The organism is Leptolyngbya boryana PCC 6306 (assembly GCF_000353285.1).
Lineage (GTDB): Bacteria > Cyanobacteriota > Cyanobacteriia > Leptolyngbyales > Leptolyngbyaceae > Leptolyngbya > Leptolyngbya boryana.
On sequence record NZ_KB731324.1, the window covers coordinates 3,676,073 to 3,690,425 of the forward strand.

A 14,353-nucleotide genomic window follows, 5' to 3' on the forward strand; every position below is an offset into this window, starting at 1 on the left:
CGATTATATTGAGCACTGTAGCAGGGGGTAAAAGCAATGTTCCGAAGAATTTTAGTCGTTCTTGAAGATGCTCCATCTCAGCATTGTGTGTTTAACACTGCGCTCCGATTTGCTAGAGCAAATCAAGCTCAATTATGTTTAGTTGATCTGAGAACAAATCCAGCAGCGATCGCACATTCGCTGGCAGAAATGGCGATAGGCTTGGGAATTCAGGTTGACATTTCAGAATTGAGCGAAAAGACGGAGCAAGCTCTGATTAGAACGGCGAGAAATTGGTACGCTGATTTGATCGTCATTGGTCACGCACTACATCCGACATTGTCTCCAATCTTGCCCTGTACCGTGCTGATTGTGCAGCAAGAACAAGAGCATACCATTTCTATGACAATGCAATTAAGACCACAAGTCCCAGATGGTGCAGTGCGTAATCGCTTAGAAAGGTTGCTTGACCTTACACCCAGTTCTTAAATTATCCATTGAGAAACCAGCATAGAAAAGAGATCGGAGCGCAATGGTGATTCATCAACCTGCATAAAATTTGAAAAGTCCCCAGAACTAGAGGCGCGATTGATTCGCTCCAAAGTTTGAGGACTAAATTATTGAATAGTTATACCTGGCAAACACCTCTGTTGCTGAGATGTAAAATCCACCACTCTACTTAATCAGGTGTAGAACATCGCGCAGCACACTAAAGCCTGCTAAGTCCCACGCTAAGTAAGCAAGGAATCCGATCATTGCTAATCGACCGTTCCAGAGTTCTGCTTGAGGATTGAAGCCGAAAAGAAAAGCATTGCGATCGACACCATTGTATTCTGTGGCAACAGGAGGTAAGTTAGTCGCTTTGTTCGATTGCATTGTTACACTTCTTAATGAACTTCTATTTACTAGAGTATCGGCAGAATTCCCATCGAGCCTATACCTTTGGGGGTATCTCTGAGTGTTACAGAGAGAAGTTACAGCACAATACGTAGATTTGAGTGCTAAATTATCCGCTTTATCCTTTGCAATCTTAGAAAATGCTTTCAACCTTAGAGCGTGTTGTCAGTAGATAAAAAACTCTCATTGCTTCTATTAAGCTACACATCGGATTGTTTCTATTAAGCTATACAGTCGTTGAACTTTTAGAAGCTGTGTTAGGCTGAAGGCTGAAGCGATATTTTCGGCTGTGTAATTCCTTATCATTAAGTGTTGCTCCGAACCTAAATCTCTCTACATTATGATTCTGGAGCCGTTTTTTATGTCAATCTACGTTGGCAATCTTTCTTACGAAGTGATGCAGGACAACCTCAGCGAAATTTTTGCTGAATATGGAACCGTTAAGCGAGTTCAGTTACCAACCGACCGGGAGACTGGACGAGTTCGGGGCTTCGCGTTTGTCGAAATGGCAACCGACACTGAGGAAGAAGCCGCGATCGAAGCTCTCAACGGAGCCGAGTGGATGGGGCGCGATTTGACCGTCAACAAGGCAAAACCTCGTGAAGAGAGAAGTTCTTCTAGTGGAAGTTGGGGCGATCGCAGAGGCGGCTCTTCTCGCCGCTAGATTCTGATCGAGCAGGGAGCAAGTACAACTCTACCGTCTTAAAGGCAGCTCTTACAGAGTCTGCCTTATTGTCGATCTCTGAAAACATGATTCATGGCTGGATTGAAAATGGTGCAAGCGTTTCAACTCACCTATTTTTTCATGCAGCGATACAGCATTCCTTAACTAAACCCAAGAAACAAATGAATACGAAAGAACTTCTGAGCCGATACAATGCATGACAACGGGACTTTCGGAATCTGAACTTAATTGCCGTAAATTTCAGAAGTTTAAATTTCACAGGCATCAATCTAAGCGGTGCAAACTTAACCAAGGCAAATCTGACTAAAACGAACTTAAGTTACGCCAATCTCAAAGGCGCAATTTTAGTTGGAGCAATGTTAAGCGAAGCAAACTTCACAGGTGCAAATCTGACTGAGGCAAATTTAAGCAATACGAATTTGGGTGAAGCAATTTTGGGTCAGACCTATCTTAAGGGTGCAATCTTGCCAGACGGAACCACTCCCAGCACCCTCTCGAACCGTCTTAAAGTGCCGCAGATCTAACAGTCAATGCTTGAGATTGAGAAAATCATAGTTTGAGCAACGCTTCCATTATCAGAGGAAATCCCTGTGTTTGATAAATTTACAGAGAGAAGCATTAGGGTTGTGAATGCGGCTCAAATCGAAGCTCGTCGCCTTGACCATAATTATGTTGGCACAGAGCAGCTTTTGCTAGGTTTAATTGCGACTCGACCCAGTATTGCTGCACAAGTGTTAGCGGATCTAGACATTACTCTGGAAGAAGTACAAGAGCAAGTGCAGGCAGTGATTGGTCGAGGGACTGGACTGTCTCGGACTGAGATCCCCTTTACTCCCCGGAGCCGGCGTGTCTTAGAGCAGTCCTTAAAAGAAGCAGAGCGGCTCGGACATAGCCAGGTGGAACCAGAGCATTTGTTGCTGGCGATCGTGCAAGATGAGGCGGGATTAGCCACTCAGGTTTTAGAACGGCTAGGCGTGGAGCGGGTTGAAGTTCGGATTAAAGTGCTACAAGCCATCTCTGAAGCTAAGCCCATCTTAAAAGGGAAGAGTTCCGGTCGCAAGAGCACACCGATTTTGAATGAGTGCGGCACGAATCTGACTGAACTTGCGGCATTGGGAAGGCTTGATCCGGTAGTCGGTCGTCAGCAAGAAGTAGAACGGATGATTCAGATTCTGGGTCGCCGCACGAAGAACAATCCGATTTTAATTGGTGAACCGGGTGTCGGAAAAACTGCTTTAGCCGAAGGATTAGCGCAGCGTATTGTCGATCGAGACGTGCCCGAATCGCTTCAAAATCAGCAAGTTCTCACGTTGAATATCGGAACTTTACTGGCTGGAACAAAGTATCGAGGTGAGTTTGAGGAACGGCTCAAAACCATCATGAAGGAAGTTCGCTCATCGGGAAACATCATTTTAGTCATCGATGAAGTTCATACTTTGCTAGGGGCAGGTTCTGCTCAAGGCTCACTCGATGCTGCAAATATTCTGAAACCTGCTCTCGCGCGCGGCGAACTGCGCTGTATTGGAGCAACAACGCTCGATGAATATCGTCAATATGTTGAGCAAGATGCAGCACTAGAACGGCGATTTCAGCCCGTGATGATTAATGAGCCGAGCATTGAAGAGACGATTCTGATTTTACAAGGGTTACGCAGTCGCTATGAGCAGCACCATCGGCTAGAAATTTCGGATCTTGCCCTAGAAGCGGCGGCAAAGCTTGCCGATCGATATATTTCTGATCGGCTGCTCCCAGACAAAGCGATCGATTTGATCGATGAAGCTGGATCTCGCGCTCGAATTCTTCACGGCAAGAAATTCTCGCTCGATAAGAGCATGAGTGAACGACTCAAACAGATTTTGCTCACCAAAGCAAGCGCGATCGCACAACAGGACTTTAAACGTGCTGGTGAAGTGAGATCGAGTGAGCTGACTCTGCAAGCAGAGGTTCAGACCGAGGCTCCAGCATTTGGTTCTGCAATCGTTGTGGATGAGGTCGATATCGCTCACATTGTCTCATCTTGGACAGGCGTTCCGGTGAACAAAGTCACCGAACTTGAGTCAGAACAGTTAATGCAGATGGAAGAAGTTTTGCATCAACGACTGATTGGACAAGAAGAAGCGGTCAGCGCGATCGCACGAGCTACTCGTCGGGCAAGAGTGGGCTTAAGCAATCCCAATCGCCCGATCGCATCGTTTATTTTTTCAGGGCCAACGGGAGTGGGCAAAACTGAGTTAGTCAAAGCATTAGCTGCCTGCTTTTTTGGATCTGAATCGGCGATGATTCGACTAGATATGTCTGAATTTATGGAGCGACATACCGTTTCTAAGCTGATTGGTTCTCCACCCGGATATGTGGGCTATAGCGAAGGCGGACAGTTAACAGAAGCCGTTCGACGCAAGCCTTACACCGTTGTGCTATTTGACGAAATCGAAAAAGCACATCCCGATGTATTTAATTTGCTGCTGCAAATCTTAGAAGATGGTCGCCTAACCGATGCGAAAGGTCGGACTGTGAATTTCAAGAATACCTTGCTCGTGATGACCTCGAATGTTGGTTCCAAGGTGATTCAGAAAGGAGGCGGCGGACTCGGTTTTGAACTCTCGACGAATGCTCCAGAAGCATCTTATAACCGCACTGTTGCTTTGGTCAATGAAGAACTGAAGCAGTACTTTCGCCCAGAATTCTTGAATCGTTTAGATGACATCATTGTGTTCCGACAATTAACACATGATGAAATCAAACAAATTGCGAATCTCTTACTGAATGAATTTTCAGCTCGCTTGCTAGAACAAGGCATCACACTGGAAGTCAGCGATCGCGTTAAAGATCGCCTCGTCGAAACGGGCTATCACCCAGAGCAAGGCGCACGTCCGCTGCGACGAGCGATCACTCGTCTACTCGAAGATAGTCTAGCTGAGACGATTCTCTCTGGTCGAGTTAAGTCTGGAGATTCTGTGAAAGTCGATTTAGATGAGCATGGACAGATCGAGATCGTTTAGAGAATTCAGGCGATCAAACGAGACAGTAACGAAATCAAACGCTTACATTTTGAGTAGAGGAATGCTTTGATTTCTAATATGAGCCTTTTATTCTATGGTCAAGCGCTCACTTCAGGCATCTCCTGCTGGTATTCAACAGGCTAAACGTGCGTTTGCTATCAAAGGCTGGACGCAGGAAAATCTGGCAGGGGAAGTGAACTTAAAGACCCGTCAACCCATCTGGCGCTTTTTCACTGGACAACCTGTCGATCGCCAAACTTTTCTAGAAATTTGTTCGATTTTGGATTTAGATTGGCGCGAGATTGCACTTGATCCGCCTGTAGATTTTCCCGTACCTGGAGAACGAACAAAAGTAGTTCCTCTCGATGTGGATAGTTTAGTCCAGCAAGTGCGATCGCAGCATCAAGACACGATTCAAGATCAGTGCGGCATCTTACAGTTACTTGATGTCAACCGTCCGGTGAGGATTGATGATATCTATGTCGATGTCAATACTTTAGAAGAAATTGCTAGCCAACAATGGGTCGAGATCGCTGAACTACAGAACCTAAAGCCGACTGACTTCGATCGTCTGGGCTTAGGAGACATTGAGCAAAAGCTAATCCCCGGAATGCAGACAGTCAAGACTTATTCAAAGCTGAGAGTTTTGGGAAAGCCGGGAATCGGGAAAACCACTTTTTTGCAACATCTAGCGATTCAGTGCAATCGGGGAGAATTTGCTGCTAATCGAGTGCCGCTCTTTATGGCAATGAGAGAGTTTACAAAAGAATCTAGAAACAGTGGCACTTTTAGCCTTTTTAATTATGTGTGCTCTTGCTTTGTTCCTTCTGGCATTTCAGACCCCGCCGTAATTGAAACGTTGCTACAATCAGGTCGAGTTTTGCTGTTAATGGACGGGATTGATGAACTGATGAATCAGGACAGTGCATCGGTTCTACGGGAAATTCGCCAATTCTCAGATAAGTATCATCGCAATCAGTTTGTTGTTTCCTGTCGTACAGCGGCTCAAAAGTTTCAACTTCGAGGCTTCACCGATATTGAGATTGCACCCTTCACCCAAACGCAAATCACAACATTCGCGCAAAAATGGTTTGCTGTATTCAGCAGAACAACACCACGAGCGCAGCAAAATCAGTCCGTTGAGTTTATGCGGAAACTAGACTTACCGGAGAACTGGCAGTTTCGCCAACTGGCTGTTACCCCTTTGTTTCTGCACCTTGCCTGCTGGGTATTTCAGGGTCAAGAAAAAATTCCAACAAAGCGGACTGAATTTTACAAGCAAGGACTCGATCTGCTGCTGGGGAAGTGGGATGAAGCCAGAGGAGTCGAACGCGATGAGGCTTACCCAGGTTTTTTATTACCTCAAAAGCTAAGATTGCTGAGCCAATTGGCAGCAGTCACTTTTGAGCAGGGTCAGTACTTTTTTGAACAGGGCATGATTGAACAGTACATCGGAGACTATTTACGAAACCTACCGAATACGTCATTAGAACCCGAAGAACTGCAAGTTGCAAGCGAGAAGATGCTAAAAGCGATCGAGGCACAGCATGGACTTTTAACTGAACGAGCACGAGGCATTTTTTCATTTTCCTACTTGGCGTTTCAAGAATACTTCACGGCTCGGAAAATTGTCGCTAGCCCTAATTTACGAGCATTAGAGCAAGCATTAGGAAACTTAGTGAGCCACATTAGCGATGCTCACTGGCGCGAAGTGTTCTTGTTAACAGCAGCAATGTTGCGAAGTGCAGATTCGCTCGTGCAGTTGATGAAACAACAAATTGATGCGCTAGTCGCAGAAGATCCCTATTTACAAAATTTTCTAATGAAGGTCAGCCAAAAATCCCAATCGAACCCAAACGAGCCGAAAATTGCAACCACTCGCGCGTTTGACCACATTCAGCATTCCTGGCAGTTTAGTCCTGAGCAACAGCAAGTCCTACAACGGTACTACGATGCCAATCAGCTCCTAATTGATTGTTTGAATAGCAACTGTGAAGTCACAGCCGCAATTCGACAAGAGATTGAAGCAACGTTGCTCTTGCCTCAGAAAGAGTCAGAGGATCGAGAATTGCAAGGAGAATGAATTGCATCGAAATCAAACAATTCATACATGAAATCAAACATCGCTCTGTCAATGTAGTTGTAAAAGATTAGGGGAATGTAATCATGAGTGTAATTCAGAAATTAATCGTGAACGCAGACGCAGAGTGCCGCTATCCTACGCCAGGCGAAATGGATCAGATCAAAAGCTTTATGATGAGTAGCGATCGTCGATTGCGCTTGGTCAAAACTTTAACTGAAAGTCGCGATCGCATTGTTAAAGAAGCCACTAAACAATTGTTTCAGCGTCGTCCCAATTTAGTCTCTCCAGGCGGCAATGCCTATGGAGAGAACATGACCGCAACCTGCTTGCGGGATATGGATTACTACCTGCGCTTAATCACATACAGCGTTGCTGCTGGAGAAACGACTCCGCTTGAAGATATCGGACTGATTGGAGTGCGCCAGATGTACAATTCCCTTGGGACACCGCTTGAGGGAGTTGCTGAGGGTGTTCGCGCCATGAAAGCAATGACAACGTCACTCATGTCAGAAGAAGAAGCAAGTGAAGTCGGTGCTTATTTCGACTACTTAATTGCTGGGCTTCAGTAAGCTAGAGTTTCATCTTAACTTTGAATGTGGAGTGCTGTCTGCCGAAAACGAGAAATGCGGTATTGTGCATTACTTAGGAGTAGGCTGGATTAATCGATACATTTAATCGCAGATTAGAGGAAAATGATATGTCTGATTCTTTAGCTCAAGGCATTCTTGTCACAATTATTGGTGAAGCTGTTTTGCAAGAGAGACTAATCCGTCTGTTATCAAAACTAGGAGTGTCCGGCTACACAATTATTCCAGCTCAGGGCGGAGGAAGCCATGGTAAACGGATGGGAGACATCGCAGGTTACAACACCAACATTGAACTCAAAACCATTGTCACCTTAGAAATCTCGGATCAATTGCTAGAAGATCTCAAGCAATATCAAGCAACTCATGCTCTAATTGCATTTCGACAAACCGTAGAAGGATTGTTTGATTAGATCTATCTTTGGAGAGATTCATCTGTGATGAGCTAAGAAATTACTCACAGAATATAGCTCAAGCAACAATTCCAACACAAAATCAAACATCAAGCTGACATACTTGTGATGGTTAGCGTAATCAATATTAACGAGTACCAAATGAAAGGTGAAACTCGTGACCGATATTGTTGATACTGCTGTCAAAGCTAGTGCCTTGAACACTCTAGCTGCTCTCAAGCTGCTGGTTTAATTGAGATGCTCAAAGGTAAGGGTCCATTCACCTGCACAAGTGAAGTAGCTGAGGAGTAAAACTCTAGATGCGTTCTCTAGAGACAGCTACAATATATGAGTTACTTTAATTCTCACTTTTGTCTCTACAGAATCAGGTGGGAGTTTTCTATCAGTTTAATCACGCTAGAACCACAGCTTCATTTTGCCTAGTTTGTGATTTTCCATCAGGCTCACAATTTTTACCTTCACTAGGGTTATTAGAGGTCAGTATGGATCCATCGAGCGGACTTACTCCAGAGCAGGAATTCAACCTCAGAAATTTTGCAGATCAAGCCCACTGGATGTCCCGTGAGCAGGCTCAAGAGTTTCTGATTGTACAGTATCGACTCACGTTAGTTCAGAAAACAACGATGTATCTAGGGCTTCTCAAGCAGGAATGGAAATTGGAACTCAATCCCACCAATATTTAAACTCAGGAGAAACATAATGAATGCTCAAGAGATTGTAGAACTCTATGCAACAGGACAACGAGATTTTAGTCACGTCAAACTGCTCCAAGTCTGCTTGACAGATGCAAAGCTGATTGGAGCAAAGCTGATTGGGGCTGAGTTAGTCAGAGCGGATCTGCGCGGGGCGGATCTTACTGAGGCTCACCTTAACCAAGCAAAACTAAATCAAGCAAATCTAGCCGATGCCGCAATGATTCAAGCTTGCTTAATCCATGCAGACCTGAGTGGGGCAGACCTGAGTGGGGCGAATTTGACTCATGCAGATTTGAGCGGCGCAGATCTCAGTGAAGCTAAACTAGGTGGGGCAAATTTGCGGAAAGCAGATTTGAGTAAGGCAGATCTAAGCGGTGCTGATTTACGAGGTGCAAATTTAACTGAAGCCAATCTGAGAGAGTCAGATTTGAGTGATGCAGACCTCAACGGCGCACATTTGAGTGAAGCGAATCTAACGGGAGCAACAATTCAAGGAGCCAATATCGACCATACAGGATTAAGTAAAACGATAATGCCCGATGGCAGCGTGCATGACTAGCTGAGAAATGACGTATGACTCATCATGCTTGAACGCTCAAACCAAGGTTCTGCCAAATTTTTCCAAGCGATCGTGGTTGCTGTTTACGGCTGACGATCGCTTTCGACTTGTCAGAAGGAATCATGGGATCTTGATTAGAGAGAGTTGGTATAGATCACTGGCTAGGCAACAAGCGAATAGAAAGCTTAAATCAGGTTCAGTCGTAAATTGGAGCAGAAGTCATTCGATAGACTGTTCGATTAGGTAGCTATAAAAGCCATTAGGCTCTACAATAGAGATACAGCGATTGCGCTACACGTCGCGAGGCGACCAACATGAATGCTAATGAAGTCCTCAACCGATACGCAGAAGGGCAAAGAAATTTCAGAACAGAAGATTTGAAAAACTTGAACTTTGCAAACGCAAATCTAAGCGGAGTTGATTTTACTGGGGCAAATTTGACCGGATCAGACTTGAGCAGTTCAGACCTAAGCGATACCAACCTAAACTGGGCAACTTTGAAAGGAGCTAACCTTGGCGGAGCAAACTTAAAAGGCGCAAAGCTGCCCAATGGCAGTATTTACAACGAATTTTTGGGATCTGCTAATTACTTAGGTAATTAGCTAACTGAACGCAAAAACTTTGAATTGGAGAAAGGGACATGGCAAAAGAGAAAAAAGGCAATCGAGAAGCTAAAAAACCGAAAGCAGAGTCTCAGGGCGGTAAAAAACAGAAAAAAGACCCGAAAAGATTTGACGGGAACACAACCGGATTACTTAGAAATTTAAAGTAGAATCTGCTTCTATTTCCTGCTTTTCTAGTAAGCCAGAGTAACTGGCTTACTTCTAGCTTCCACTACTGATTCAACAATAAGTAGATGGAAGTTTTTTTTGTCCCAATTTACAATTCCAAGTCTAAGATTTTATTTTTGTCACGATCTCACTAGAAACCTTTTTTAATATGCCTACTTCAATCAATACTTCCCTAAGAATTCAGTCTCAAGCGAATTTTAGCTTCTGTAGTCACACTACGTTCGATCGCAGTACAACGAGCCAGCATCTCTGTCCTTGCTGTTCGTATGTGCTGCTTCGCCATGTCAGACTAGATGGAGTGTACTGGCGATGTAGTCATTGTCATGCAGAGATGGCTGTTTGGCGTAGTGCATAGCTGGAAATAAGCACCTTACACAGCATCCTGATTAAGGCTAGAAAAAGCTGATCAAAAGCTGGAGACTGCTGAAGGGTTCCATGCAGCAATTTTGACAGGTGTGGGGCAACTCTTCAACGCTAGCACGCACCATTCGCATAATTTGAACCCAGATTCCATCGAACTTCATTTGAGCAGTATTTTCCCATCTCTACAATCTGTAATCCTGTAGAGTGTATTCGCTATATTCCTGTTCTTCAATTGATTTGCAAGCAGCTAGTTAAGTCCATGGCTTAGAGGCAAGCAGTTAAGAGTCACCAACACCTTAATTAAAAATTCGGCTGTTCCTTACCTTACCTTAACCATTTTTCTACGTTATTTCCGTTATTCTCAACGTTGGTGCATTATGCGTTGACATCTTTCCTCTCAGTACTTCATTGACTGTTAATTCGTTTGTTCTTTTGAGCGGTTCTGCCAAACTATGTCTAATTTGTACGAAGTTGTAGCGAAAGGGGGACCATTGATGCTTCCCCTCGTTGGTTTATCGGTTGCCTCTTTTGCATGTGCCTTCGATCGTGCAGTATTCTGGTTTCAAGTGCTCAGAACCGAAGACCGAGTCGCACATCATATCTTAGACGCAGCACAATATAGCTTGACCGATGCTCGAATGATTGCGGAGAAAGCCAGGTCGCAACCAATTGGACGCTTCATGTTAGCGGCTCTAAAACTCAACCAGCCCAACCCAGAAACTTTCCGATTGGCACTGGAAACGGCGGGTGATGAAGAATTTGCCAAAATGCGCAGAGGCGACAAGATGTTGGAAACAGCCGTCGCGATCGCGCCCCTGCTCGGATTGCTAGGAACTGTAACAGGTCTGATGTTGACCTTTGCCAACTTGAACGTAGGCGGCGCAACGCTCGGAGCAGAACAAACCACCAAAGCGGCAGCCGGAATCGCTGAAGCACTCACAACCACGGCTTGCGGTATGGTCGTCGCAATCATTGCGTTGGCACTTCTAAGAGTCTCTGTCACTCTGCAATCTCAGCAGATGGAGTATTTCTCTAAAATTGGTGGCGAGTTAGAACTGATTTATCGCCAAGTTTGGTACGAACCTTGGACAAATGAATTGGCGAAAGCAGGATCGGCTCAGTTATCTTCTGAACTCTCTGTCGGGAGCTAGGCATGAAATTTAACAAATACCAGCAAAGCCAAATTCCAGAGGTGAATCTCGTTCCGATGATGGACGTGATTATGACGATTCTGACGTTTTTCATTCTGGTGTCGATGACACTAACGAGTTCCAAATCTGTGGACGCAACGCTGCCTAGTACCGATAAAGGAGTCAACAATAAACCTGCTCCTGAGCCGCTGATTATTGGAATGACACGGGCTGGACAAACGGAAATTAACAATGCAACCGTCACAGAAACGCAGATTGCAGAACAGGTTGCAGCTTATTTTCAAAGAAATCCACAGGGCGCGATCGTGCTCAAAGCTGATAAGTCGCTTGCTTACGAAAAAGTGGTTCAAACTCTGGGAACGCTGCGAGATGTCGGAGGCGATCGCGTTTCTTTAGCGATCGAGTAGAGAGAGCGCGCAGAATGGATAGTTTGATCGGGACATTCATCATGTCCCGATTTTTCTTAGCTTTTCGGATCTTTGAGCCACGTTACAATGATCGTTCCAGTTTGATCTTTCGTGGGGATCAAATTTAAGTAGAACGTAGTACTTCCTTTCTTTAAGCGATACAACTTACCGCCGCCATACTGACCTTGCTCTGAAATCTCAAAGAAACCTGATAGTCCAGCCGCAGACATGGATTGATAGAAATTCGTCGGATTTTGACCTTGTGCTAGCTTCGGTGTTCCATCAATTCCGGGGCGCAAGTCTGGAATCGCTCCCTGCTGCAACTCTGCCTCACTCACAATGTTATAGAACATCTGCGGTTGAGCAAAGTTTTCCGGTGAAGCCGTGTTCGCAGGATTATCTGAGCGATCGGCTTCTACTAAGAGATCCGCCAAAATTTGGTAGTACTCTTCAGGCGGACTCACTGATTCCTTCAAGGTTGCGAGATCAGTCACCTTTTGTTCAGAGAGCAAAATTACTGTTGTAGGAGCGTCAGCAAATAAGCTGAGAAACAGCGTTTGACCATTTTTAGCCGTCACGGTGTAGATCTTTGCGTTCGCGTTCTCTTCAGCTAAAGTAACAGTGAATCCTTTTGCTTTGGGTTGAGATTGATAAAAGGCTGCTACTGTGGGTAAATTTGCAGTCGCAATCCGGCAATTCTCACCTAACCCTTTGCCAAAACAATCCGGAGTAGAGGGTTGATAATGCGGGAAATCGACAAACGAGGTGGCACCACCACTGGCAGGATTTGCAACTTGACCTTTTTCAGGAGGTGCTTCTTGCGATCGCGCCGCTTCGGGCTTGGGTGGTTCTGGTTTGATCACAACTGGATTTGCCGCAGGGCGATTGATTTTAGGCAAACTGGGTTTATTGGGATTTGCAATCTTCGCTTTATTTTGTACCTTCACTTTTGTTGTCGGAAGCTGCGTAATTTTAACGGGTGCTTCCTTATTTTCAGGCGGCTTTGGTTTTTCCTGCGGGAATGGAGCAAACAATAAGAGAGCGTGCATTCCAATTGCTGCTAAAAGCATCGGTCGGATGAAGGCACGCGCTGGAGCAGGGATCGCTGGCATAACAGGCATTGAGAGAGTTTTAGTCATGGGATTCAGTCAGATTGAACGTCAACACAAGAAATCGATTGAGAAGAAATCGATCGAGAAAAAGTTACAGTGAGGAAGGCTCCAGCTATTTTGCAATTCCTCAATGTGGCTTGAAATTTCTAGCCGTCTACATAAACCTGAACTCTTACATGCCGAGCTAAAAAGCTCCAGAACATTTCAGTTGTGATCACTTAAATATTTCTTGAATTTCAGAATGTTGTCATCATTTTCATCGTTTGTGAATACAGATGAGCATTTCTGTTTTCTGGAATACAGGGAGGTAGGCTACACCTTATCTGTACCAATATACATCTCAAGGTGGATTTGTAGCGATAACTTTACTGAGACATTTAGTACATCGCATGTGTAAAGAATCTATTTCACTAGCATTCCAATTTGGTTAACCTAAGATTTAACCAAATTTAACCAATTATTATTTTTTCGTTTGTCTTCACTTAACTACTAGAGTTGTAGGGTGTTCAGTGTTACCTAAATTGATGCACCACAGTCTTTGCTCAAGGACACAACACAATGGCACTCTCGACAGCTTTTCGCCGCGCTGCTACTGCGTCTGTAGTAACCATTGCGCTCACGCTTACTCCAGTTTTGACCGCGATCGCCGAAGCCGTCACACTCAATGGAGCTGGCGCAACTTTCCCGGCACTCCTGTATGAACGGTATATTTCCGAATTTAAGAAGAAGAATCCTGGCGCGACGGTGAACTATCAAGCAATCGGAAGCGGCGGTGGGATTCGCCAAACTATCGCAGGCGTTGTAGACTTCGGCGGTAGTGATGCGGCGATGACCGATGACGATATGAAGAAGGTCGATCGCGGCGTGATTTTAGTCCCAACGGCAGGTGGTTCTGTCGTGCCCATCTTCAATCTTCCTGGGGTTTCTAACCTCAAACTTGGTCGCGAAGTGCTACCGGACATTTTTTCAGGTCGGATCACCCGTTGGAATGACCCAAGAATTGCGAAAGATAATCCGGGTGTGAATCTACCTAACTCCGACATTAAGACCGTTGTTCGTGCCGATGGGAGTGGGACAACGTTTGTGTTTGTAAACCACCTCAGTGCAGTCAATCCGTACTTCAGAGGGCGTGTAGGCGTGGGAACAGCCCCCAAATGGACGACAAATCCGTTGAAAGGGCGGGGCAATGCAGGGGTTGCCTCTACTGTTCAGAAAACGTCGGGATCGATTGGCTATGTTGAGCAATCTTATGCTGAGAAAAATAAGCTGAACGTTGCTCAGGTGCAAACGAAGCGGGGGGAATGGCTGTCTCCGTCACTAGCAGAGACCAACAAAGCCATTGCATCCTTGAAACTCCCGGATAATTTTCGGGTGTTTGATGGAGATCCAGACGCAGGATATCCGATTACAGGGCTGACCTGGATGATGATCTATCGCCGCTATGACAACCCTGAAAAAGCAGCAGCCGTGAAAAAGTGGGTTGAATGGGTTCTTACAGAAGGTCAAGAACTCAATGATGATCTGAATTTTGCTCGAATTGCACCGAGTGATGTGCAACGGATTTTGCAAGTAGTCAGAAACGAAGTCAAGCCCTAGTTTCTAAAAATTCCTCCTCACACTTTTACATTGTTTCTT

At 45.1% G+C, this 14,353-nt stretch carries 16 protein-coding genes; 14 read left to right on the forward strand and 2 right to left on the reverse strand.

What is annotated here, in order from left to right:
* Window positions 1–36: 36 nt before the first annotated feature.
* Entirely contained in the window at window positions 37–468 is a 432-nt protein-coding gene (locus tag LEPBO_RS0118460; protein ID WP_017289051.1) for a universal stress protein, read from the forward strand.
* 186 nt (window positions 469–654) lie between these two features.
* On the opposite strand, the gene LEPBO_RS0118465 is transcribed toward LEPBO_RS0118460, so the two are convergent.
* The gene (locus LEPBO_RS0118465) at window positions 655–855 is read right to left on the reverse strand and encodes a chlorophyll a/b-binding protein (RefSeq protein ID WP_017289052.1); all 201 of its coding nucleotides are present in this window, start codon (window positions 853–855) and stop codon (window positions 655–657) included.
* 382 nt (window positions 856–1,237) lie between these two features.
* On the opposite strand from LEPBO_RS0118465, the gene LEPBO_RS0118470 reads away from it, so the two are divergent.
* From LEPBO_RS0118470 to LEPBO_RS0118530, 12 genes are all read left to right on the forward strand, one after another.
* Window positions 1,238–1,540 carry an RNA recognition motif domain-containing protein gene (locus LEPBO_RS0118470; protein WP_026148750.1) on the forward strand — a complete coding sequence of 101 codons (303 nt, stop codon included), beginning with the start codon at window positions 1,238–1,240 and terminating at the stop codon, window positions 1,538–1,540.
* 248 nt (window positions 1,541–1,788) lie between these two features.
* Window positions 1,789–2,085, forward strand: a complete 297-nt coding sequence (locus tag LEPBO_RS37505) for a pentapeptide repeat-containing protein (RefSeq protein ID WP_455583586.1) — start codon at window positions 1,789–1,791, stop codon at window positions 2,083–2,085.
* Between the two features lie 66 nt (window positions 2,086–2,151).
* Complete coding sequence (locus LEPBO_RS37510) at window positions 2,152–4,560, forward strand: ATP-dependent Clp protease ATP-binding subunit (protein ID WP_036046144.1); 2,409 nt, start codon at window positions 2,152–2,154, stop codon at window positions 4,558–4,560.
* 94 nt (window positions 4,561–4,654) lie between these two features.
* Window positions 4,655–6,643: an NACHT domain-containing protein gene (locus LEPBO_RS0118485; RefSeq protein WP_017289057.1), complete on the forward strand. Its 1,989-nt coding sequence runs from the start codon at window positions 4,655–4,657 to the stop codon at window positions 6,641–6,643.
* A gap of 83 nt (window positions 6,644–6,726) precedes the next feature.
* A complete protein-coding gene (locus tag LEPBO_RS0118490; protein ID WP_017289058.1) occupies window positions 6,727–7,212 on the forward strand; it encodes a globin family protein in 486 nt (161 codons plus the stop codon).
* 128 nt (window positions 7,213–7,340) lie between these two features.
* A complete protein-coding gene (locus LEPBO_RS0118495; RefSeq protein WP_017289059.1) occupies window positions 7,341–7,640 on the forward strand; it encodes a P-II family nitrogen regulator in 300 nt (99 codons plus the stop codon).
* Window positions 7,641–8,122: 482 nt separating this feature from the next.
* Window positions 8,123–8,323 carry an NblA/ycf18 family protein gene (locus LEPBO_RS0118500; protein WP_017289060.1) on the forward strand — a complete coding sequence of 67 codons (201 nt, stop codon included), beginning with the start codon at window positions 8,123–8,125 and terminating at the stop codon, window positions 8,321–8,323.
* A 16-nt stretch (window positions 8,324–8,339) separates the two neighbouring features.
* Window positions 8,340–8,894 carry a pentapeptide repeat-containing protein gene (locus LEPBO_RS0118505; RefSeq protein WP_017289061.1) on the forward strand — a complete coding sequence of 185 codons (555 nt, stop codon included), beginning with the start codon at window positions 8,340–8,342 and terminating at the stop codon, window positions 8,892–8,894.
* Between the two features lie 314 nt (window positions 8,895–9,208).
* Window positions 9,209–9,496 carry a pentapeptide repeat-containing protein gene (locus LEPBO_RS0118515; RefSeq protein WP_017289063.1) on the forward strand — a complete coding sequence of 96 codons (288 nt, stop codon included), beginning with the start codon at window positions 9,209–9,211 and terminating at the stop codon, window positions 9,494–9,496.
* 38 nt (window positions 9,497–9,534) lie between these two features.
* Window positions 9,535–9,666: a hypothetical protein gene (locus LEPBO_RS44470; RefSeq protein ID WP_017289064.1), complete on the forward strand. Its 132-nt coding sequence runs from the start codon at window positions 9,535–9,537 to the stop codon at window positions 9,664–9,666.
* An 834-nt stretch (window positions 9,667–10,500) separates the two neighbouring features.
* Window positions 10,501–11,199 (forward strand): MotA/TolQ/ExbB proton channel family protein, encoded by a 699-nt coding sequence (locus LEPBO_RS0118525; protein ID WP_017289065.1) that lies wholly within the window; start codon window positions 10,501–10,503, stop codon window positions 11,197–11,199.
* A gap of 2 nt (window positions 11,200–11,201) precedes the next feature.
* Complete coding sequence (locus tag LEPBO_RS0118530; RefSeq protein WP_017289066.1) at window positions 11,202–11,606, forward strand: ExbD/TolR family protein; 405 nt, start codon at window positions 11,202–11,204, stop codon at window positions 11,604–11,606.
* 56 nt (window positions 11,607–11,662) lie between these two features.
* On the opposite strand, the gene LEPBO_RS0118535 is transcribed toward LEPBO_RS0118530, so the two are convergent.
* Complete coding sequence (locus LEPBO_RS0118535) at window positions 11,663–12,745, reverse strand: hypothetical protein (protein ID WP_144056232.1); 1,083 nt, start codon at window positions 12,743–12,745, stop codon at window positions 11,663–11,665.
* Window positions 12,746–13,276: 531 nt separating this feature from the next.
* On the opposite strand from LEPBO_RS0118535, the gene pstS reads away from it, so the two are divergent.
* Window positions 13,277–14,314, forward strand: a complete 1,038-nt coding sequence (gene pstS / locus LEPBO_RS0118540; protein WP_017289068.1) for a phosphate ABC transporter substrate-binding protein PstS — start codon at window positions 13,277–13,279, stop codon at window positions 14,312–14,314.
* The last annotated feature ends 39 nt before the right edge of the window (window positions 14,315–14,353 follow it).

Bases quoted from the DNA above. Each gene is read 5' to 3' on its own strand.
- LEPBO_RS0118485 (WP_017289057.1), top strand. From the start codon at position 4,655: ATGGTCAAGCGCTCACTTCAGGCATCTCCTGCTGGTATTCAACAGGCT.
- LEPBO_RS0118490 (WP_017289058.1), top strand. From the start codon at position 6,727: ATGAGTGTAATTCAGAAATTAATCGTGAACGCAGACGCAGAGTGCCGC.
- LEPBO_RS0118495 (WP_017289059.1), top strand. From the start codon at position 7,341: ATGTCTGATTCTTTAGCTCAAGGCATTCTTGTCACAATTATTGGTGAA.
- LEPBO_RS0118525 (WP_017289065.1), top strand. From the start codon at position 10,501: ATGTCTAATTTGTACGAAGTTGTAGCGAAAGGGGGACCATTGATGCTT.
- LEPBO_RS0118530 (WP_017289066.1), top strand. From the start codon at position 11,202: ATGAAATTTAACAAATACCAGCAAAGCCAAATTCCAGAGGTGAATCTC.
- LEPBO_RS0118515 (WP_017289063.1), top strand. From the start codon at position 9,209: ATGAATGCTAATGAAGTCCTCAACCGATACGCAGAAGGGCAAAGAAAT.
- LEPBO_RS0118505 (WP_017289061.1), top strand. From the start codon at position 8,340: ATGAATGCTCAAGAGATTGTAGAACTCTATGCAACAGGACAACGAGAT.
- LEPBO_RS0118465 (WP_017289052.1), bottom strand. From the start codon at position 855: ATGCAATCGAACAAAGCGACTAACTTACCTCCTGTTGCCACAGAATAC.
- LEPBO_RS0118535 (WP_144056232.1), bottom strand. From the start codon at position 12,745: ATGACTAAAACTCTCTCAATGCCTGTTATGCCAGCGATCCCTGCTCCA.
- pstS (WP_017289068.1), top strand. From the start codon at position 13,277: ATGGCACTCTCGACAGCTTTTCGCCGCGCTGCTACTGCGTCTGTAGTA.
- LEPBO_RS0118500 (WP_017289060.1), top strand. From the start codon at position 8,123: ATGGATCCATCGAGCGGACTTACTCCAGAGCAGGAATTCAACCTCAGA.
- LEPBO_RS0118460 (WP_017289051.1), top strand. From the start codon at position 37: ATGTTCCGAAGAATTTTAGTCGTTCTTGAAGATGCTCCATCTCAGCAT.
- LEPBO_RS0118470 (WP_026148750.1), top strand. From the start codon at position 1,238: ATGTCAATCTACGTTGGCAATCTTTCTTACGAAGTGATGCAGGACAAC.
- LEPBO_RS44470 (WP_017289064.1), top strand. From the start codon at position 9,535: ATGGCAAAAGAGAAAAAAGGCAATCGAGAAGCTAAAAAACCGAAAGCA.